Genomic DNA, 20,977 nt, shown 5'->3' with positions numbered 1-20,977 from the left:
AACCTGGCCCTGCCGGAGGCGGGCGAGGGCGGCGCCGAGCTCGACTGGGCCACGAGCGACCCGGCGGTGATCACGACCGACGGCGTCGTGACGCGCCCGGCCACGGGCGACGACCCGGTCGCGGTCACGCTCACCGCGACCGCGACCCTCGACGGCGAGACGGCCACGCACGACTACGCGGCGACCGTGCTGCCCCTGCCGGAGCTCGAGCCGTACTCCGCGTACTTCTTCCCGCACTTCGTGGGCGAGTCGACCGACGACGGCGAGGAGATCTACTTCGCCGCGAGCGTCGGCAACGACCCCGAGGAATGGATGGGCCTCAACGACGGCCAGTCCGTGCTGGCCTCCACGCTCGGCGAGCAGGGCCTCCGCGACCCGTTCATCATCCGCAGCCCCGAGGGCGACCGCTTCTTCCTCATCGCGACCGACCTGAAGATCTTCGGCGGCGGCAACTTCGGCGACGCACAGGAGACCGGCAGCCGCTCGATCATGGTGTGGGAGTCGACCGACCTCGTCACCTGGTCCGAGCAGCGCGAGGTCGTCGTCGCCCCCGAGAACGCGGGCAACACCTGGGCGCCCGAGGCGTTCTGGGATGCCGCGGCCGGCGAGTACGTCGTCTACTGGGCGTCCGCGCTGTACCCGCCGGAGCTGCCCGCGGACCAGCGCGACATCGCCACGAGCTACCAGCGGATGATGTACGCCACGACCCGCGACTTCGTGACCTTCTCCGAGGCGCAGGTCTGGATCGACGAGCCGCAGGGCGCGGGCCGGGGCATGATCGACTCCACGGTCGCGCAGGTCGGCGACACCTACTACCGGCTCACGAAGGACGAGTCGTACATGGGCATGCGCCAGGAGCGCTCGACCGACCTGCGCCTGACGCAGGGCGTCACCGAGGGCGACGGCTGGGAGCTCATGGCCGAGCGCGTCGGCTTCGGCGAGCCCAACCCGTGGGGCGGCGAGTTCACCGGCGGCGAGGGGCCGTCGATCTTCCGCAGCAACACGGATGACACCTGGTACCTGCTGCAGGACCAGCCGTCGTACCACGGCGGCCAGGGCTACATGCTCTTCGAGACCGACGACCTCGCGAGCGCCGCGTGGACCGCGGTGCCCGATGCCGAGCTCCCCGAGAGCCCGCGCCACGGCACCGTCATCCCCGTCACCGCGACCGAGTACCAGGCGCTCCTCGAGACCTACCAGCCCGACGCGCTCGTCGAGGGCGTGACGGTCACGCCCGCAGAGCTGAGCCTCGCTCCGGGCGACACGCGTCAGCTCGAGGCATCCGTCATGCCCGTCACCGCTGAGGACCGCAGCGTCACGTGGTCGTCGAGCGACGACGCCGTGGCCACGGTCGACGCGAACGGCCTCGTCACCGCGACCGGCGACGGCACCGCGACGATCACCGCGAGCTCGACGCGCGGCACGTCCGCCGACGCGACCGTCGAGGTCGCGACGCCGGGGGCGCCGGAGCTTCCCGCCGAGGCGTGGGTCGACGAGTTCGACGCCGACGCGCTCGGCGAACGGTGGAGCATCCTCTCCGAGATCCCCAGCGCCTGGTCGCTGGCCGAGAACCCGGGTGCGCTGACGATCCAGTCCCAGCGCGGTGACACCTACCAGGGCGACAACACGGCCGACAACGTGTTCCTCGTCGACGTGCCCGTCGGCGACTTCACGGCCTTCACCTCGGTGAGCGGTGCCGTGTCGCGCGACTTCCAGGGTGCGGGCCTCATCGCGATGGCCGGCCTCGACGACTACGCTCGCGCGGGCCTCACCAACGTGAGCTTCGCGCCCGGCGGACCGACCGTCATCGAGAACGGCGTGGAGGAGGGCGCGGTCTACCGCTCGACGTTCACCTCCCGTCCGGGATCGACGCAGGAGTACCTGCGCATGCAGCGCACGGGCGACGAGATCGTCACGAGCTACTGGACCGGCTTCGAGTGGGCCGAAGCCGGGCGGGCGACCGTGGGCTTCGACGTCACCCGCATCGGCCTCTACGCGCTCGCCGCGGGCGCCGCACCGAGCCACGAGGCGCAGTTCGACTACTTCGCGCTCATCGAGCCCGAGGGCGCCGACGTCGTACCCGAGGCGGCGTTCACGCTCGGCCGCGACGGCGACGCGTCGTACCTCGCCGAGGGCGACGACGGCGTGATCCGCTTCGGCTCGGAGCGCCCGTTCGCCCAGCTGGGGTTCACGGCCGAGGAGCTCGCCGCCGAGGCATCCGCCCGCCCCATCGCCCTCACCGAGCAGGGCGGCGACCGCCCGCTCGTCGTGCGCGACGGCATGGTCGCCTTTGGCGCCGAGGGCGACGAGCCCACGGCGTTCCGCCTGACCGACGTGGGCGGCGGCAAGGTCGCGCTGCGCACGACGGACGGCGGGTTCGCCGGCCTCGGCGAGGACGGCGCGCTCGTGATCGGCAGCGAGGCGGATGCCGCGCGGCTCGAGATCGTGCCCGTCGAGATCGCCGAGCACTCGATCGCCATCGACACGGCGGCCGAGCGGACCGACATGAGCGACGACCTCTACGGCATCTTCTACGAGGACATCAACTACGCCGCGGACGGCGGGATCTACGCCGAGCTCGTCCGGAACCGGTCGTTCGAGTTCTCGACCGCCGACAACGGGTCGTTCACCGCCCTCACGGCATGGGACGAGGTCGAGCGCGGCGCGACCGGGTCGATCGCGGTCGGCAGCGACCGCGACCGGTGGCTGAACGACTCGAACCGCGCGTCGCTCACCGTCACGGGCGACGGTCCCGGCGTCGGCGTGCGCAACGCCGGCTTCAACCGCGGCATCCACGTCGAGGAGGGGGAGTCGTACGACTTCTCGGTCTGGGCGCGGTCGGCGACGGCGCAGGAGCTGACCGTCGCGGTCGAGGACGCGGACGGCACCGAGCAGTTCGCGCTCGGCACCGTCTCGGTCGCCGGCGACGACACCTGGCGCAAGCTCGAGGTGCGGCTCACGGCGAACGCGACGACGGATGCCGGCCGGCTGGTCGTGCTCACCGGCGCCGCGGGGTCGGTGCAGCTCGACATGGTGTCGCTGTTCCCGGTCGACACGTGGGTCGGTCCGGTCAACGGCAGGAGCCCGCTCCGGAAGGACCTCGCCGAGAAGGTGGCGGAGCTCGACCCGAGCTTCCTCCGCTTCCCCGGCGGATGCGTCACCAACGTCGGCACGTTCGACACCTACCTCGAGTCCGACGGGCAGGACCGCCAGCGGACCTACCAGTGGAAGGAGACCATCGGACCGGTCGAGGAGCGCCCGACCAACTGGAACTTCTGGGGCTACAACCAGTCGTACGGCATCGGCTACCTCGAGTACATGGAGTGGGCCGAGGACCTCGGTGCGACGCCGCTCCCGGTGGTGTCGGTCGGGGCCAACGGCTGCGGCAGCAGCATCCCCGAGATGACGGATGACGCGCGCATCGACCGATGGGTGCAGGACACGGTGGACCTCATCGAGTTCGCGATCGGCGACGCCGAGACGACCGAGTGGGGCGCGAAGCGCGCCGAGCTCGGCCACCCGGAGCCGTTCGACCTGCGGTACATCGGCCTCGGCAACGAGGAGAACACGAAGACGTTCGAGGCGAACTTCCCGAGGTTCCGCGACGCGATCGAGGCCGTCTACCCGGACATCACGATCATCTCGAACTCGGGTCCGGACGACGCCGGCACGCGCTTCGACGAGCTGTGGGAGTTCAACCGGGCGCAGGGCGTCGACATGGTCGACGAGCACTACTACAACGACCCGTCGTGGTTCCTCCAGAACTCGGAGCGCTACGACGCGTACGACCGCGAGGGTCCGCACGTGTTCCTCGGCGAGTACGCCTCGCGGGGCAACACGTTCGGCAACGCGCTCGCCGAGGCCGCCTACATGACGGGCCTGGAGCGCAACTCCGACCTCGTCGAGCTCGCGTCGTACGCGCCGATGTTCGCGAACGAGGACTACGTTCAGTGGGCGCCCGACATGATGTGGTTCGACAACGACGAGTCGTGGGGCTCGGTGAACTACTACACGCAGCGGATGTTCATGACGAACGTCGGCGACGAGGTGGTTCCGTCGACCCACACCGAGGCAGATGCCGCGAGCGACCTCGACGGCGGGGTGTTCCTGTCGACGTGGGCCACGAGCGCGGCGTACGACGATGTGCGGGTCACCTCGAACGCGACGGGCGAGGCGCTCTACGAGCAGTCGTTCGACGCGGGCTCGGACTGGTCGCCCGTCGCGGGCAGCTGGGCCGTGCAGGGCGGCGAGTACGTGCAGTCGTCCACCTCCGTGACGGATGCCCGGTCGCTCATGCCCGACGCGTACGCGCAGGACTGGTCGAACTACACGCTCGAGCTCGACGCGCGCAAGCTCGCCGGGTCGGAGGGATTCCTCATCGGCTTCGCGGCCGGTGGCGCGAACGACTACTACTGGTGGAACCTCGGCGGCTGGAACAACACCCGCTCGGTGCTCCAGCAGGCGGCCGGCGGCGGTGCCGGCGAGGTCGTCGCGCTCGAGAACGCGGGCGTGGAGACGGGCCGCGACTACCGCGTGAAGGTGGTCGTGCAGGGCTCGACGATCGAGCTCTACCTCGACGGCGAGCTGCAGCTCAGCTACACCCAGCCGAGTGCGAAGGGCCTCTACCAGGTCGTCACGCACGACGAGGAGACCGGTGACACCGTGCTCAAGGTCGTCAACCCGACGGGCGCCACCGCGCGCACGGCGGTGTCGGTGACCGGCGGCATGGTCGTCGACGACGAGGTGGGCGTCACCGAGATGGTCGGCGCGCCGGGCGACATGAACACGAAGGCCGAGCCGGAGCACCTGGTGCCGGTCGAGCGGGCATGGGACGGCGGAGCGAACGAGTTCACCTACGACTTCCCGGCGTACTCGATCACGTTCCTCACGCTCGCCGAGTACGTGCCGACGTGCGAGGTCGACTACGTCGTCGAGGGCAACTCGAAGAAGGCGTTCGACGCGACGCTCACGATCTCGAACATCGGCGACGAGCCGATCGACGGGTGGGAGCTCGGCTTCGCCTTCGACGACGCGCAGACGGTGCGCAACGGCCGCGATGCGTTCTGGTCGCAGGACGGCTCGTCGGTGACCGCGACGAACCTGCCGTGGAACGGGCGCATCGAGCCCGGCACGAGCATCGAGGTCGGCTTCAACGGCCGCGTGAACGGGGGTGACAACACGGCGCCGAGCGCGTTCACGATGAACGGCGACCTCTGCGCGACCGGCTGACGCCAGGTCATCCGCTCACCTGATCGGGGGCGCCGCTCGCTTCGGCGGGCGGCGCCCTCTCGCGTCGGCGCTCGTCGTCAGCGTGCTGCGGCGGATGCCGAGAGGCCGGCCCGCACGCGGGCGGATGCCGCGGCGATCGCGCGCTTCTCGTCGGGCTCGAGCCGGTCGAGGAAGAGCTCGCGGATGGCACGGGCGTGATCGCGCATGGCCCGGAGCAGCGCTCGGCGGCCATCGCGCGTGAGCACGATCATCGAGCCCCGCGCGTCGGTGTCGCATTCGACGCGCTCGACGAGCCCGCGACCGACCATGCGGGTGAGCTGGTGCGAGACGCGGCTCTTCTCCCAGCCGATGAGGTCGCCGAGCGTGCCGGGGCGCAGGCCCTCGTCGGGGCCGCGGAACAGCTCGAGGAGCAGCCCGTAGTCGGCCTGCGAGATGGCCGCGTCGCGCTGGAGTCGTCGGTCGAGTTCACGCGCGAGCTCGGCGTGCATGAGGGAGAAGCCGTCGAAGAGCGCCCACTCGGCGTCGTCGACTTCGGAGACCTCGGAGGTGGGCATGCCGCCATCCTACCGGGTTTTGGTTGACGTGTCATCTAATTCGGTTATGATGACGTGTCAACTACTTCCCCACGAGAGGACGACGCACATGTCCGCAGTCAGGATCGGCATCATCATCGGCAGCACCCGACCGGGTCGCGTCGGCGAGCAGGTCGCCCGTTGGGTGCTCGAGCAGGCCCGCTCGCGCACCGACGCCGAGTTCGAGCTCGTCGACCTCGCCGACTTCGCCCTGCCCCACCTCGACGAGGCGATGCCCGCGGCGATGGGCCAGTACGCCCACCCGCACACGAAGGCGTGGGCCGAGAAGGTCGACTCGTTCGACGGCTACATCTTCGTCACCCCCGAGTACAACCACTCGACCTCCGGCGCCCTGAAGAACGCGATCGACTTCGTCTACGCGGAGTGGAACAACAAGGCGGCCGGGCTCGTGAGCTACGGCTCGGCGGGCGGCACGCGAGCGGCCGAGCACCTCCGCCTCATCCTCGGCGAGCTGCAGGTCGCCGACGTGCGCCAGCAGGTGTCGTTCTCGCTCATGACCGACTTCGAGAACTACACGACCTTCACGCCGGCCGAGTACCACGCCGGCATGCTCGCGACGCAGCTCGACCAGGTCGTACCGTGGGCGCTCGCCCTTCGCTCGGTGCGCGAGGCGGGAGAGCTCGCGCAGGCGGCGTAGCCCGGCGCCAGACGACGGCGGACGGTGCCGGCTCCCGGCGCCGCTCCGCGCGTCAGCGCTCCACGTGCGCGTCGAGGAAGTCGGCGATCGCGCCGGCCATGCTCTCGGGCTGCCACGAGTGCTGCACGGCGGGCACGGTGCCGCGCTCGGCGTGCCGCATCGCCCCGACGATCGCGTCGGCGGCCGGCGCCATCCCGTTCGGCGCCTCCTCCTCGCCGACGAGCACGAGCGTGGGCGCCTGGATCGGCCCGAGCAGCTCGGCGTGCGGCGCGGACTGCGCCCAGGCGAGGGACTCGGCATCCGCTTCGAGGCTCGGGCCGATGCGCACCATCAGGGGCCAGGCCGGGGTGCTCTTGGCCTGCTCGAGCCACTCGGGCGGCATGTCCTTCATGAAGTACTCGACGACCGCGTCGGGGTCGTCGCCCGCGACGCGCTCGCGGATGCCGGCGAGGAACTCCGCGCCCTCGGGCCCCTGCTCGGCACCGATCGGCACCTCGAACGCGACGATCGCCGTGACGGGCAGCCCGTGCGCCGCGGCCGCGAGCGCGATGGCCCCGCCGGAGGAGTTGCCGAAGAGGGCGACGCCCTCGCCGAGTTCGTGGATGCGCTGCAGCTCGGCGACGATCGCGCGGAGGTCGGCGAGGGTCTCGTGGAGGCCCATCGGCACGTCGTGCGCGCTCTCGCCACGCCCGCGCCGGTCGTAGTTCACGACCGTGTAGCCGCGCTTGGCGAGGAGGGTCGCGAGCTGCTTCGTGGCCGGGTCGAACGCGCGGAACTGGAACGCGCCGCCGACCAGGACGACGGGCGGGCCCTCGCCCTCGCGGTCGTAGGCGATCGAGGCGCCGTCGTGCGAGATCACGGTGTGGGACATGCGGTCCTCCCTCGCAGGGCCGGCCCTGCGTCGGTGGTGGGCTGCGTCGGTCTGGTCTGCCGTCGGTCTGTCGTGCATCGGCGCGTGGCACCGCCGGTGCGTCGGTCGAGTCCGTCGTCAGGCTAACCCGCGTGGCCGCATGCCGGTAGGGCCCCGCCGTGCGGGCGAGGGCCTCCCCGCGAAGTGGGGGCGACGGATGCCGCGACGCGCCGTGGCTTCCGTCGCGGGAATGTCGGTGGGTGGTGGCAGCATTACCAGCGGACGCCACCAGATGTTGTGGTCGGCGGGCCGATGAGGGCCAGATGTCGGGTCGGGGGAGCCGGTATGTCGCGTGAAGCCGTCGCCAGCGGTGGTCGTCGCGTCGTCGCCAGGGCGGTGCGGATGCCTCGTGCCGGCGTGGTGCGTGCGCGACACGCCGACGACACGCCCGGCATCCACTCACAGGCCGATCATGCACAGATGAGCAGGCCTGTGGAGAACCCGATCGCGAACCGCGAGAATCCGCCGATCAGACCGGCATCGACCTGTTGATGAACGGTGGAGAACGCGGTGGAAAACTACACGGATGTAACTACATCATCTTGTGGTCGTGCAATTGCCCAGACACAAGATGTAGTATCGATGAGTCGAAGCAACACCGGGGGAACGGCTCCTCCAGGAGCCTGAGAAAGAGGGGTCACAGAGATGACGGTCACGGTCTACACCAAGCCTTCCTGCGTCCAGTGCAACGCCACGTACCGCGCCCTCGACAGCAAGGGCATCGAGTACGAGGTGCTCGACCTGTCGCAGGACGAGTCCGCCCTCGCCGCGGTCAAGGAGCTCGGCTACCTGCAGGCCCCGGTCGTCATCACCGACGAAGGTCACTGGTCGGGCTTCCGCCCCGACAAGATCGACGAGCTGGCCTCTCGGCTCGCGTAACGGCTCCCGGGCGCATCGACCGGGGGGTCGAGATGCACGACCTGGAGCAGTCATGACGAACCTCATCTACTTCTCGAGCGTGTCGGGCAACACCGCACGCTTCGTCGAGAAGCTCGGACGGCCGGCGACGCGCATCCCGCTCCATGCGAAGGATGCCGCGGTCGTCGCCGACGAGCCATACGTCCTCGTGGTTCCGACCTACGGGGGTGGGGACGGCAAGGGCGCCGTGCCCAAGCAGGTCATCAGGTTCCTGAACGACCCGCACAACCGCGCACTCATCCGCGGCGTTATCGCTGCCGGAAACACCAACTTCGGTGCGGCCTACGGCCTCGCCGGCGACATCGTCGCCGCCAAGTGCCATGTGCCGCACCTCTACCGCTTCGAAGTATTCGGAACACCAGACGACGTTCGCGCCGTCGACGAGGGATTGGACGCATTTTGGTCAACGCAGCAGCAGGCGCCGCAGGCGACAGTGGCGTAGCGGTCATCGACGCACCGCGCTCGGGCAACTCGGGGATGGACTACCACGCCCTGAACGCGATGCTGAACCTCTACAGCGCCGACGGGAAGATCCAGTTCGAGAAGGACCGGGAGGCGGCGCGGGAGTACTTCCTGCAGCACGTCAACCAGAACACGGTCTTCTTCCACTCGCTGAAGGAGCGGCTCGACTACCTCGTCGAGAAGGAGTACTACGAGCCCGAGACGCTCGGTATGTACTCGTTCGAGTTCATCCAGAAGCTCAACGACCTGGCGTACTCGAAGAAGTTCCGCTTCGAGACCTTCCTCGGCGCGTTCAAGTACTACACGAGCTACACGCTGAAGACCTTCGACGGCAAGCGGTACCTCGAGCGCTTCGAAGACCGGGTCGTCATGACCGCGCTCGGCCTCGCCCAGGGCGACGAGCAGCTCGCGACCGACCTCGTGGAAGAGATCATCGCCGGCCGCTTCCAGCCCGCGACCCCGACCTTCCTCAACACGGGCAAGGCGCAGCGCGGCGAGCTCGTCTCGTGCTTCCTGCTCCGCATCGAAGACAACATGGAGTCGATCTCCCGCGGCATCAACTCGTCGCTGCAGCTGTCGAAGCGCGGCGGCGGCGTGGCGCTCCTGCTCTCCAACATCCGCGAGGCGGGTGCGCCGATCAAGCAGATCGAGAACCAGTCGTCGGGCATCATCCCCGTGATGAAGCTGCTCGAGGACTCGTTCAGCTACGCCAACCAGCTCGGCGCACGCCAGGGCGCCGGTGCGGTGTACCTGTCGGCGCACCACCCCGACATCATGCGGTTCCTCGACACCAAGCGCGAGAACGCCGACGAGAAGATCCGCATCAAGACGCTCTCCCTCGGCGTCGTCGTGCCCGACATCACGTTCGAGCTCGCGAAGAACAACGAGGACATGTACCTCTTCTCGCCGTACGACGTCGAGCGCGTCTACGGCAAGCCGTTCGGCGACGTGCCGATCACCGAGAACTACCGCGCCATGGTCGACGACCCGCGCATCAAGAAGACGAAGATCAACGCGCGCGAGTTCTTCCAGACGATCGCCGAGATCCAGTTCGAATCGGGCTACCCCTACATCGTGTTCGAGGACACGGTGAACAAGGCCAACCCGATCAAGGGCCGGATCAACATGTCGAACCTGTGCTCCGAGATCCTGCAGGTCAACACTCCGACGACCTACAACGAAGACCTGTCGTACAACCAGATCGGCAAGGACATCTCGTGCAACCTCGGGTCGCTGAACATCGCGCTCGCGATGGACTCGCCCGACCTCGGCAAGACGGTGGAGACCGCCATCCGCGGCCTCACCGCCGTCTCGAACATGTCGCACATCTCGTCGGTGCGCTCCGTCGAAGACGGCAATGACAAGTCGCACGCCATCGGCCTCGGCCAGATGAACCTGCACGGCTACCTCGCCCGCGAGCACATCCACTACGGCAGCGAGGAGGGCATCGACTTCACGAACATCTACTTCTACACGGTGCTGTTCCACGCGCTGCGCGCGTCGAACCAGATTGCGATCGAGCGCGGCGAGGCCTTCGACGGGTTCGCCGACTCGAAGTACGCGTCGGGTGAGTTCTTCGACAAGTACACGGATGCCGCGTGGGTGCCGCAGACCGCTCGGGTCATCGAGCTGTTCGCCGACGCCGGCGTGCACATCCCGACGCAGCACGACTGGCAGGAGCTGAAGGCCTCCATCCAGGAGCACGGCATCTACAACCAGAACCTGCAGGCGGTGCCGCCGACCGGCTCGATCTCGTACATCAACAACTCGACGTCGTCGATCCACCCGATCGCGTCGAAGATCGAGATCCGCAAGGAAGGCAAGCTCGGTCGCGTCTACTACCCGGCGCCGTTCATGACGAACGACAACCTCGAGTACTACGAGGACGCGTACGAGATCGGCTACGAGAAGGTCATCGACACCTACGCCGCGGCGACGCAGCACGTCGACCAGGGCCTGTCGCTCACGCTGTTCTTCAAGGACACCGCGACGACCCGCGACATCAACAAGGCCCAGATCTACGCCTGGCGCAAGGGCATCAAGACGATCTACTACATCCGTCTGCGTCAGCAGGCCCTTGAGGGCACAGAGCTGGAGATGTGCGTCAGCTGCACTTTGTGAGCATTGCTCAGATTACGGATGACTTGAGAAGAGGATTGAACGGATGACTCTCACCGACCCGGTGAACTCGGCCACCAACGACCCGGCCCACGCGGCGCCGGTCAAGCTGGTCAGCCACGTCAACGCCATCAACTGGAACCGCATCCAGGACGACAAGGATCTCGAGGTCTGGAACCGCCTGGTGAACAACTTCTGGCTGCCCGAGAAGGTGCCGCTGTCGAACGACGTGCAGTCGTGGAACCAGCTGACGCCCGATGAGCAGCAGACCACGATGCGGGTGTTCACCGGCCTCACGCTGCTCGACACCATCCAGGGCACGGTCGGCGCGGTCTCGCTCATCCCCGACTCGCTGACTCCTCATGAAGAGGCGGTGTACACCAACATCGCGTTCATGGAGTCGGTGCACGCGAAGAGCTACTCGTCGATCTTCTCGACGCTGTGCTCGACGAAGGACATCGACGATGCGTTCCGCTGGTCGGTCGAGAACGAGCACCTGCAGAAGAAGGCCTCCATCGTCATGGAGTACTACCGCGGTGACGAGCCACTGAAGCGCAAGGTCGCCTCGACGCTGCTCGAGTCGTTCCTCTTCTACTCGGGCTTCTACCTGCCCATGTACTGGTCCAGCCGGGCGAAGCTCACCAACACGGCGGACCTCATTCGCCTCATCATCCGCGACGAGGCCGTGCACGGCTACTACATCGGCTACAAGTTCCAGCGCGGACTCGAGCTCGTCGACCAGGCCAAGCGCGACGAGATCAAGGACTACACGTTCTCGCTGCTGTACGAGCTCTACGACAACGAGGTGCAGTACACGCAGAGCCTCTACGACGGTCTCGGCCTCACCGAGGACGTCAAGAAGTTCCTGCACTACAACGCCAACAAGGCCCTCATGAACCTCGGCTACGAGTCGATGTTCCCCTCCTCGGTCACCGACGTGAACCCGGCGATCCTCGCCTCGCTCTCGCCGAACGCCGACGAGAACCACGACTTCTTCTCGGGTTCGGGCTCGTCGTACGTGATCGGCAAGGCGGTCAACACGGAGGACGAGGACTGGGACTTCTGATCTCCCGGGAAACGTCACGGTAGTGACCCTCGGACACATCGAAGTTGACCCGATTCCGTGTCTTGACCCAGATCGAGGTGCTTGGCCACGGGAACACTGGGATTCACACCTGGTCGCTAGGAGACGGCCTAGATGGCACGGATTCCTTGGGATAAGCCGAATCAACCGACACCATCTTGGCCGGATGTCGCGTCGCCGGATCCGGCCAGCGAGGTTGTCTGTCCGTTCGTGCTGAACGAGGATGATCAGTGCAAAGGAGTCGCATGGTTACTGAAGAGAAGTTGGCCGGGTGGACCGGGCCCTCAAGCGCAACTGAGCAAGAAAAGCAGGAACGCACTGAGCGCATGATTCGCGAAGCCATAGACGAGCACGATGGATTCGACGGTTACAGAAGCGACTTCTCAATCTACGCCAAGGGTTCATACGCCAATAACACGAACGTCAAGTCGGACAGCGACGTTGACATCGTCGTCGAGTGCTCGGACGCCTTGTACTGGGAAGAACACGATCCCGCGAAGAGCGGACGCCCTTCCGGAAGCACTCCCTACACCGGTCCGTGGACGCCCGAGAAGCTCAGGGAGGAGATCGCCGCTGCTCTCGAGAAGAAGTTTCCTGGTTCCGTCACCGCAGGGTCGACGGCTTTCGAAGTTGATGCGAGCTCGGCACGCGTCAACGCCGACGTAGTGCCCTCCTTCGCTTATAAGCTCTACTTTTCCGACGGCACATACCGCCAGGGGACCAAGGTTTTCAAGAAGGACGGAACGTCCATCGTGAACTACCCGAAGCTTCAGCTCGAACTCGGCAAGGCCAAGAACGTGCGCACGAACGGCCTGTACAAGAAGACTGTTCGCATCTTGAAGCGCTTGGAGAACGAGCTTGTGTCGAAGGGACTCACTGAAGAGATCCCGTCCTATCTACTCGAATGCTTGGTGTACAACTGCCGGGAAGAGTACTTCTCGCTTAGTACTTGGCGAGCAACGATGCAGGGGTGCCTCGCAGACATCTACAACTACACCATGCGGGCTGAGCCGGACTCGGATCGCTGGCTGGAGGCAAACGGAGCAAAGTACCTGTTTCACCACGCTCAGAAATGGACTCGAGCTCAGGTCCACAAGTTTGCAGGCGACGCTTGGGACTACATGGGGTTCGAATGATCAGCGGCATCCTCGTCCGTGCGATTGTCGTCATCGTCTCGGCGGTGTTTGTAATAGGTTCGTGGGTTACTACCGGCGCGCCCAATACGAGTCTGCTCAGCTTGTTCTCGATCGCGGTTCTCGCGTGCACGATCCTGCTCTTGACATGGGACCGGTGGGTCTGGAAGTGGAAGGTAGCGCAGGCAATCCCAGGTGTAAGTCGAGACCTCAGCGGAACATGGCAAGCGCGCCTCGAATCATTCTGGATTGACCCGAACTCCGGTAAGTCGCCCGCACCGAAGACTGTGTATCTTGTGATCCGTCAGACCAGTTCGACGGCCTCCGTAACACTCATATCTAACGAGTCCAAGTCAAAATCCTCTTTGGCGCGCGTTGTGAAGGAAGACGGTTCGTGGCTTCTTCATTATGTCTACACGAACGAACCGCGTCTGGAAATCCGAGGGCGCAGCCCAATCCACCATGGGTCAGCCGTGCTGGCAGTTACCGGCTCTCCTGTGAAGCGACTGGAAGGCGGCTACTGGACGGATCGAGACTCGAAGGGCCAACTGAAGCTGACAAAGCGATCCAAGAAGATCGCTGAGGACTTCGAGGAAGCTAGAGAGGCTTTGAAGGGTGCACGTTAGTCGCTCGCGCATGACGTGAAGACCTCGCTCCCTAATGGCGAGTGCGCTCATGCCGAGACTCTAAGAGCATGACTAACTGAGAACCCAAGAGCTACTTCGCTTCAAGCTTTGAGGCTTACAACACGGCGTTCGTCATGATCGATGCGGTGGAGCAGTGGGATCTCTGCCACTACTTCGGCCCGCACGAAGCCCCTGGCTATCCAGCGCTCCGTCTTGAGGAGTACCTGCACCTGTCTGCTGAGGGTGATCGCGTTTCGTGCATGCTGCCGCCGAAGAAGGTCGCTCGAATGCAAAGAGGGGAACGTCGTAGTTCGTTCAGCACCGAAGCTCCGGCACGCAGGGCGCCCTCAATTGTCAGACGCGCGCCTTGGGCTAGTCACAGCGAGTCGCGCTTGCCGCGCAATGGGCGAACCGCTGAACTCTAACTCCGTTTCACCACCCCCTTGGCCGCCTACGCGATAGGTTAGGCGTCGTGTCAGGGGACCACGTATTCATCTCGTACATCACCGAGGACAGCGAACAGATCGACGAGTTGCAGGATGCGCTTGAGGCGGCTGAGTTCATCGTCTGGCGTGATAAGGACAAGCTTTGGCCGGGCGATGATTGGCAGACTGAGATTCGGAACGCCATTCGCAGCGGCTCCTTCGTCTTCCTAGCTTGCTTCTCGTCTAACCTCGCAAAAAGGGAGAAGTCGTACCAGTTTGAGGAGCTCACGCTGGCCGCCGAGGAGTACCGTCAGAGACCTCCTGGAGCGGCGTGGCTCATGACGGCTCGCCTTGACGAGTGCGAGATTCCCGAGTTCGATCTTGGAGCGGGACGCACCCTCGGCCGTTCGATCCATCGTGCCGATCTATTCGGGCCGCAGAAGACTGCCCAGATGAGCCGCCTGATCGTCGCCATCCAGCGTGCCATCGGTACGGCCCCCGGGATCCCACCGGAGTCTGTCTCCCTGGCGGCAGCAGATGCTGGTCGCGCGCAGAGCGACATAGTTGAGCACGTACGTGGACTGATGAGGAACCCGACACTGGTCATGGACTATGACGAGTTTCTGTCCGATCTGCGGGAACCGATCCAGCGGGCACTCGGCGACCGCGAACGGTTTCCCTTGACGGTCGCCGAGGGAACCAAACTGAACGCGGAGTTCGCCCGGGAGTGGGTCCGCCGAATTCGGGACTATGACGACATCCTCGCTCCGGCGCTGATCCCATTGAAGCTGATCTCCATGTATGGATCGCAGCCGCATGAGCAGGAGTTCACGCAGACGTTACGTGTCCTCGGACAGGAGTCCACACAGTCAGCTGGGACGCAAGTCTTCAGGTCGGCCCATGAGTATCCCGCTCTCGTGGCGACATTCGTGGCTGCCGTCGGGTCCGTGGCGAAGCAGAACTACTCGATGCTCCGTGCGGCGACTTCCGATGTCCGGGTCGCGACGACAAGCGCCAGGCAGATACCGTTCGTTCTCACCTCGGGGAGCCAGAGCGTGATCGGTATCGATACGTGGAGTGCCCTCGGCACGCTCCTTTGTGTCGAGGATGACGGTGGTTCGCTCACAGCCGAGCAGATCGAGTCCATGGTTTCAACCCGTGGCGGGCGCAGGCACACCCCTATTTCGGATCACCTCTTCACCGTCATGGCACCGATCTACCGCCAGCATTTCGCGAGCGATGCTGACTTCGCCGATGCTTTCGATCGTGTCGAGATCCTTCTCGACGCGATATCGGAGGACGCTCGCGCCCAGGGCGAGTATTACGGACCGCACGGTGGTTACGGCCGGTACACGTGGCGGCACCGGAATAGTGACATTGCCCCCGAGGTGGCCATGTTGGAGGAGGTCAAGGCGCAGGGCGCTGGATGGACTCCACTGCTTCACGGTCTTTTCGGTGGCGACCCCGACCGTGCGAGTGCAGCGCTATCCCGCGTTGGCGACCTAGCGGCGCATATCCGGTCTCGGCTCTGGTGAGGGCCGGGCGTACGAAACGCTTGTTTGAGGCCAGCCTGGTCTTGAGCGAGCCCTGGCTAGCGGCGGCCGATGCATGCCCGCGCGGACGAGGGGGCCACGTTTCCTACGCTCCAACGGGCGATCCGTCCGCAACGAGTCTTCGCAGAATGCCGGGCTTGTCGACGACGGTTGAATTTCGGGCAGATGCGCGTTGAGTAGCTCGAAAGCGTGCGAACGACGTGAGGGCGCCGCGAAGCGCGTTCGCGAATGAGGCGCGCTGCCGGCGAACGCAGTACCGGGCAAGCATCGGAGCGGCTCGGAGCCAAGGGAACATTCCTTCAAATCGCCTCGTCAATGCGCTAGTAGAACGGAACGCACCTTCCAGAATAGATCCAGCGACGACTCTCCCATCAGCCCAGGGCGACGAAGCGTGCGTCGAGAAGAGGAGGCGGTTTCTTGTTCGAGCGATTCACTGACCGGGCTCGCCGCGTCATCGTACTGGCTCAAGAAGAATCCAGAATGATGCACCATCCCTATATTGGGACAGAACACATTCTTCTGGGACTCATTGACGAACGACAAGGAGTCGCGGCCCGGGTGCTCAACGATCTCGGGGTCGCGCTCGAGTCTGCAAGATCGGCGATACGAGAAATGGTCCCGCCTGGAGAAGCTCCAACGCCCGACCAGGTGCCTTTCACGAAGCGCGCGAAGAAGACGCTCGAACTTGCGCTCCGGGAAGCGTTGTATCTCGGACACAATTATATCGGGACCGAGCACATCCTATTGGGGCTGATGCGCGAGGATGAAAGCTCGGGTGCGCGCGTGCTGCGCCACTTTGATGTCGACCTCGTTGAAGCGCGGGGCGCTGTGAAGGCTCTATTGGCGAACTCAATCAGCGCACCACCGCCCCCGGGAAGTGCCGGCGGACCTCTGATTGACCTAATTGCGACAGTGCGCTCGCCAGAGCAAGGGTGGTATCCGAGAACCCAGGCTCGGGTGGTGAGGAAGATCGCCTCGATACTCAGCCGCAGGGATCGAAACAGTGCTGTGCTCATTGCAGAAAATCGCGTCGACTCGAATTCGATGGCAATGGCATTGGCAGATATGATCGCGAAAGGCGAGGTGCCGAGAGAGGTTTCAGCACGGGGCCTGTATCAGCTAATGCCGCACTCGCTGATCTCGCAGAGTCAGGGCGAGTTGCTCCATGCAATAGAGACGGCGCGAACGAGCGGTGGATTAGTTCTTCACGTTCCGGACTTCGTGCACCTGTTTACGAGCCAAGACGGGGTGCTGAAGGAACTGGCCAAGAGCCTTCGCGAGGGTCTGATGGATGGCTCGGTACAAGTCGTAACCGCAATGACTGAGGAGGACTACCGCGAGTACGTTCGTGGGGACGCCATCGGACGCCGGTTCGAGTCGATGCCCATGGATGAGGCATCGGTGGACGATGCAGTCGGCTATATCAAGTCGCAGAGAGACCAGTATGAGGCTCACAACCACGTCAGCATCTCCGATAACGCGGTTCTAGTCGCCGCCATTCTGGGCGAGCAGTTTATGGGCGATCTGGACCTGCTGGACGCCGTGGCCGGACTAATTGATAGCGCGTGCGCAATCGTCGACTTTCGGCGATCTGGTATGCCGCGCGACTTGCGTGACCTGGAGGCTCGTATTTCCGATCTGAGAGAGCAGAAGGAGAGGGCGATCCAAGACCAGGACTTTTCGCAGGCAGCGGCCTATCGGGACGAGGAGCGTGCGATGATCGCGTCGCGGAAGGAGGCTGAGGAGCGCTGGCGCCGGGGTGATTCGGGAATCGCAAACGCTGTCGTGGATGAGCAAATCATCATCGAACTCGTTGCCGAGCGAACAGGCATCGCGCAGCGAAGGCTGCAAGTTGCGATGGAGCGTCACATGGGGCTGGCTCGTGGCGAGTGGAAGACCGGAGTGGACGCGTATAGGATCCTGAACGATCAACCCGTACCGGCTGGGACGAGCGACTTGCTCGGCAGCGGGGATATCGCGACCCGGCTGGCAGCGATATTGAGCACATCGCGAGCTTCCGCCCCGTTCGTTCTAGCCATCGACGGGAATTGGGGTGTTGGCAAGAGCACCCTTCTTCGGCAGATACAAGAGCATGTTCGCGATGAACGAACTGTCACTGTCGAATACAACGCTTGGACCGCATCGGGGGCCAACTCTCTTGAGAGCCTTGTAAAATCGGTTCTCGTGAAGATGGACCCCTTCCTTCTTCGTCGCTGGACTCGTGAACTTGCCCGAAAGGGTCACGTTTCCTTGATTGTTCGAATCTTCAGCGCCATCCTCGGCAACTTCTTTGGCGTCGGGCGCATGGTTGACAATCTTTGGGACCAAGCTGGCGTAAATCCCGAGTTGCGCAACGAATTGCGGCAGACGATCGGAGGCCTGCTTGAGGATTGGGTGGAGGCGGACGCGAAGGGTGGACAAGCTAATCGTGCGATGGTTGTTTTTGTAGACGATCTCGATCGATGTTCTGACTTGTCTGTGGTCGGGGTCTGTGAGGCGATGAAGCTGTATCTCGATGTGCCGGGCCTGGTCTTTGTTATCGCCTGTGACATGTCGCGGGTGGCCGAGGCCGTTGCGAGTGGTGTTGCCGCTGAATCTCAGATTGGGAGGGCCTATCTAGAGAAGATCGTACAAGTGACTTATCGCGTCCCCCCGCCCAGCATGGAGACTACTCGACAACTTATTCGTGGCTACGCAGAGGAGTCGGCCACCTCGCAATTGGTGGATGAGAACATCATGGAAGTGTTGGCCGAGCATACTCTTCGAAATCCACGACGAATCAAACGAATCATCAATAGCTTTGTTCTAGAGACAAATCTCAATCCGAGATGGCACGATGCGCCACTCGACCACAGCCATGTTTTCACATCGACTCTGGTCCAGCATATCTACCCCACATTCTACGATGTGCTCGTGAACGATGCCTCTGGTGAGGATCCGATCGGGGACTTCCTCGATTACGCGGCTGTGAAAAAGCTGGCCTCAGACACGCCGGAAGTCGACGATCGTTGGTGGAGCATTGCCGGGCGCTTGTTTCGCGGACGGGGCCTGGCCCCTCCTCGACGAGCTGCCGGCATCAACGTCACCATCGACCTCGCTTCGGTCGAGGAAGCCCTGCCGGCGTCCTACCCCGCGCTCGCGAACAACGAGCGGTTTGTAAGCCTGTTGCGGGGCGTCGGCAATAGCAACACTCGGCGTGCCCTTCGGCGTCAGCTGCTCAGCCATCCGCTGTCCTCAGCGGCGCCTGATCGGAGTAGTGATGTGTTGGGAGCGGCGGACACTGAGGCTTCGGTAACGGTGGCCGCGGAGGATTCGGTCGGCGCCTCGAATAGCTGACCCCGGTCACGATTCCATCGGATCAGCGTGAGAGAGGGAGGTCTGGCGCTCGACTTTCGCTCGCTTGAGTCGTCGCGGAGCATGCCCGCGAGCGCCGCGCCAACTGATTTGGCCATCGCTCATGGCAAGTCCACCGCCGCTGCGACCTGCATCTGGCGCGACTCGAGCACGCGTGCGTCGTAGTCCGCGCCGAACCGGTCCGGCGCGGCGAGCAGAAGGTGTCCGACGGCGACGATCGCCTCGACTTCGCGCAGCCGATCGGTGAGGGCTTCAGGCTAGGCGACTCAAACCAGCCGAAGACGAGGAAGCCATGGCGTATGTCGAACTGGTCCTCCTCGTTGCGCATCTACCACGGCCGGAATGTCTTGCGCGGGGTGGGGTGGGAGGGCCGTGTCGAGTGTTGGAGGAACCATGCGGGCAGTCCGCCCTCGGGTCTAACGTGAGGGTGTGTCCGCTCCTGCGACCGACGCGATTGACGCACGGGCCGCTCACGCCGATGGCGTGGAGCGCCTGTTGGCGAGCTACCGGGCCGTGCCCGCCACGGCGACGGTGCGGCTGGCCAAGCCCACGTCGAACCTGTTCCGGTCGCGCGACCGGGTCGAGGCGCGGGGCCTGGACACGTCGGGGCTGACGCAGGTCATCGCAGTCGACGTGGAGGCGCGGACGGCCGACGTGGCCGGCATGTGCACGTACGAGGATCTCGTCGCGGCGACGCTGCCCCACGGGTTGGCCCCGCTGGTGGTGCCGCAGTTGAAGACCATCACGCTCGGCGGCGCGGTGACGGGACTCGGGATCGAGTCGACGTCGTTCCGCAGCGGGTTGCCGCACGAGTCGGTCCTGGAGCTCGACATCCTCACCGGCGCCGGCGAGGTCGTGACCGCATCGCCGTCGGAGCACGCCGACCTGTTCCGCGCGTTCCCGAATTCCTACGGCACGCTCGGCTACGCCGTGCGCCTGCGCATCGAGTTGGAGCCCGTCGAGCCGTTCGTCGCGCTCACGCACCTGCGGTTCCATGCCCTCGCCGACCTCATCGACACGATGGACCGCATCGTCGAGACCGGCACCCTCGACGACGGCACCCGCGTCGACTACCTCGACGGGGTCGTCTTCAGCGCCGACGAGAGCTACCTCTGCGTGGGCGTGCAGACCGAGGCATCCGGCCCCACCAGCGACTACACCGGCCAGCGCGTCTTCTACCGCTCCATCCAGCATGCGGATGGCGCGACGCACGACCGGCTCACGATCCACGACTACCTGTGGCGGTGGGACGCCGACTGGTTCTGGTGCTCGCAGGCGTTCGGCGCGCAGCATCCGCTCGTTCGCCGGCTCTGGCCGCGGCGCTACCGGCGCAGCAGCGCGTACTGGAAGCTCATGAAGCTCGAACGGCGGTTCGACATCGGCAACCGCATCGAACGGCTCCGGGGCCGTCCGCCGCGTGAGCGGGTCATCCAGGACGTCGAGATCCCGATCGAGCGGACCGCGGAGTTCCTCGACTGGTTCCTCGCCGAGGTGCCGATCGAGCCGATCTGGCTGTGCCCGCTGCGACCGCGCGACGACGCCGACTGGCCGCTGTACCCGCTCGAGCCGCACCGCACCTACGTCAACGTCGGCTTCTGGTCGACCGTGCCCGTCGGCGCGACCGAGGGCGCGACGAACCGGCTGATCGAGCACAAGGTGAGCGAGCTCGACGGACACAAGTCGCTGTACTCCGACTCCTTCTACCCGCGCGACGAGTTCGACGAGCTCTACGGCGGCGATGCCTATCGCGCCGCGAAGCGGCGTTACGACCCCGACTCGCGGTTCCTCGACCTCTACGCGAAGGCGGTGCAACGACGATGACGACGTTCGCGAGCTCGTTCCCCAGATTCGTGAACTGATCGAGCGCGCGACGCGCGACGCACGACGCGCAGCCAGGTTCGGGTAGGGCGCGGTCGACCTGACCTGACGCTGGGC

13 protein-coding genes are annotated in these 20,977 nt (G+C 65.1%); 11 read left to right on the top strand and 2 right to left on the bottom strand.

The genetic code is table 11. From position 1 onward, the window contains the following. Positions 1-5,229: alpha-L-arabinofuranosidase C-terminal domain-containing protein (locus ESO86_RS00720; protein WP_129232985.1), on the top strand; the 5,229-nt coding region annotated here is incomplete at its 5' end. Positions 5,230-5,306: 77 nt separating this feature from the next. Here ESO86_RS00720 and ESO86_RS00715 read toward each other — a convergent pair. Further along, entirely contained in the window at positions 5,307-5,783 is a 477-nt protein-coding gene (locus tag ESO86_RS00715) for a MarR family winged helix-turn-helix transcriptional regulator (RefSeq protein ID WP_129232984.1), read from the bottom strand. An 88-nt stretch (positions 5,784-5,871) separates the two neighbouring features. On the opposite strand from ESO86_RS00715, the gene ESO86_RS00710 reads away from it, so the two are divergent. Further along, positions 5,872-6,459 carry an NADPH-dependent FMN reductase gene (locus tag ESO86_RS00710; RefSeq protein WP_129232983.1) on the top strand — a complete coding sequence of 196 codons (588 nt, stop codon included), beginning with the start codon at positions 5,872-5,874 and terminating at the stop codon, positions 6,457-6,459. A gap of 52 nt (positions 6,460-6,511) precedes the next feature. On the opposite strand, the gene ESO86_RS00705 is transcribed toward ESO86_RS00710, so the two are convergent. Continuing rightward, positions 6,512-7,330, bottom strand: a complete 819-nt coding sequence (locus ESO86_RS00705) for an alpha/beta fold hydrolase (RefSeq protein WP_165307181.1) — start codon at positions 7,328-7,330, stop codon at positions 6,512-6,514. A gap of 684 nt (positions 7,331-8,014) precedes the next feature. Between ESO86_RS00705 and nrdH the strand changes: the two genes are divergently transcribed. From nrdH to ESO86_RS00660, 9 genes are all read left to right on the top strand, one after another. After that, positions 8,015-8,248, top strand: a complete 234-nt coding sequence (gene nrdH, locus ESO86_RS00700; RefSeq protein WP_129232981.1) for a glutaredoxin-like protein NrdH — start codon at positions 8,015-8,017, stop codon at positions 8,246-8,248. A 52-nt stretch (positions 8,249-8,300) separates the two neighbouring features. Continuing rightward, positions 8,301-8,729 carry a class Ib ribonucleoside-diphosphate reductase assembly flavoprotein NrdI gene (nrdI, locus tag ESO86_RS00695; protein WP_129232980.1) on the top strand — a complete coding sequence of 143 codons (429 nt, stop codon included), beginning with the start codon at positions 8,301-8,303 and terminating at the stop codon, positions 8,727-8,729. Between the two features lie 35 nt (positions 8,730-8,764). After that, entirely contained in the window at positions 8,765-10,870 is a 2,106-nt protein-coding gene (gene nrdE / locus ESO86_RS00690; RefSeq protein ID WP_129232979.1) for a class 1b ribonucleoside-diphosphate reductase subunit alpha, read from the top strand. Positions 10,871-10,913: 43 nt separating this feature from the next. After that, positions 10,914-11,933, top strand: a complete 1,020-nt coding sequence (gene nrdF / locus ESO86_RS00685; protein WP_129232978.1) for a class 1b ribonucleoside-diphosphate reductase subunit beta — start codon at positions 10,914-10,916, stop codon at positions 11,931-11,933. Between the two features lie 263 nt (positions 11,934-12,196). Then, positions 12,197-13,087: a nucleotidyltransferase domain-containing protein gene (locus ESO86_RS00680; RefSeq protein WP_129232977.1), complete on the top strand. Its 891-nt coding sequence runs from the start codon at positions 12,197-12,199 to the stop codon at positions 13,085-13,087. Further along, positions 13,084-13,710, top strand: a complete 627-nt coding sequence (locus ESO86_RS00675; protein WP_129232976.1) for a Cap15 family cyclic dinucleotide receptor domain-containing protein — start codon at positions 13,084-13,086, stop codon at positions 13,708-13,710. Before ESO86_RS00680 ends, ESO86_RS00675 begins: the two co-directional genes overlap by 4 nt. A 472-nt stretch (positions 13,711-14,182) precedes the next feature. Continuing rightward, positions 14,183-15,670, top strand: a complete 1,488-nt coding sequence (locus tag ESO86_RS00670) for a toll/interleukin-1 receptor domain-containing protein (RefSeq protein ID WP_129232975.1) — start codon at positions 14,183-14,185, stop codon at positions 15,668-15,670. A 435-nt stretch (positions 15,671-16,105) separates the two neighbouring features. After that, a complete protein-coding gene (locus ESO86_RS00665; protein ID WP_129232974.1) occupies positions 16,106-19,024 on the top strand; it encodes a P-loop NTPase fold protein in 2,919 nt (972 codons plus the stop codon). Positions 19,025-19,525: 501 nt separating this feature from the next. Next, positions 19,526-20,863 carry an FAD-binding oxidoreductase gene (locus ESO86_RS00660; protein WP_242492131.1) on the top strand — a complete coding sequence of 446 codons (1,338 nt, stop codon included), beginning with the start codon at positions 19,526-19,528 and terminating at the stop codon, positions 20,861-20,863. The last annotated feature ends 114 nt before the right edge of the window (positions 20,864-20,977 follow it).

Source organism: Agromyces binzhouensis, assembly GCF_004135055.1.
In the GTDB taxonomy this organism is placed as follows: domain Bacteria; phylum Actinomycetota; class Actinomycetes; order Actinomycetales; family Microbacteriaceae; genus Agromyces; species Agromyces binzhouensis.
This window is presented reverse-complemented; position numbering and strand designations above follow the sequence as displayed.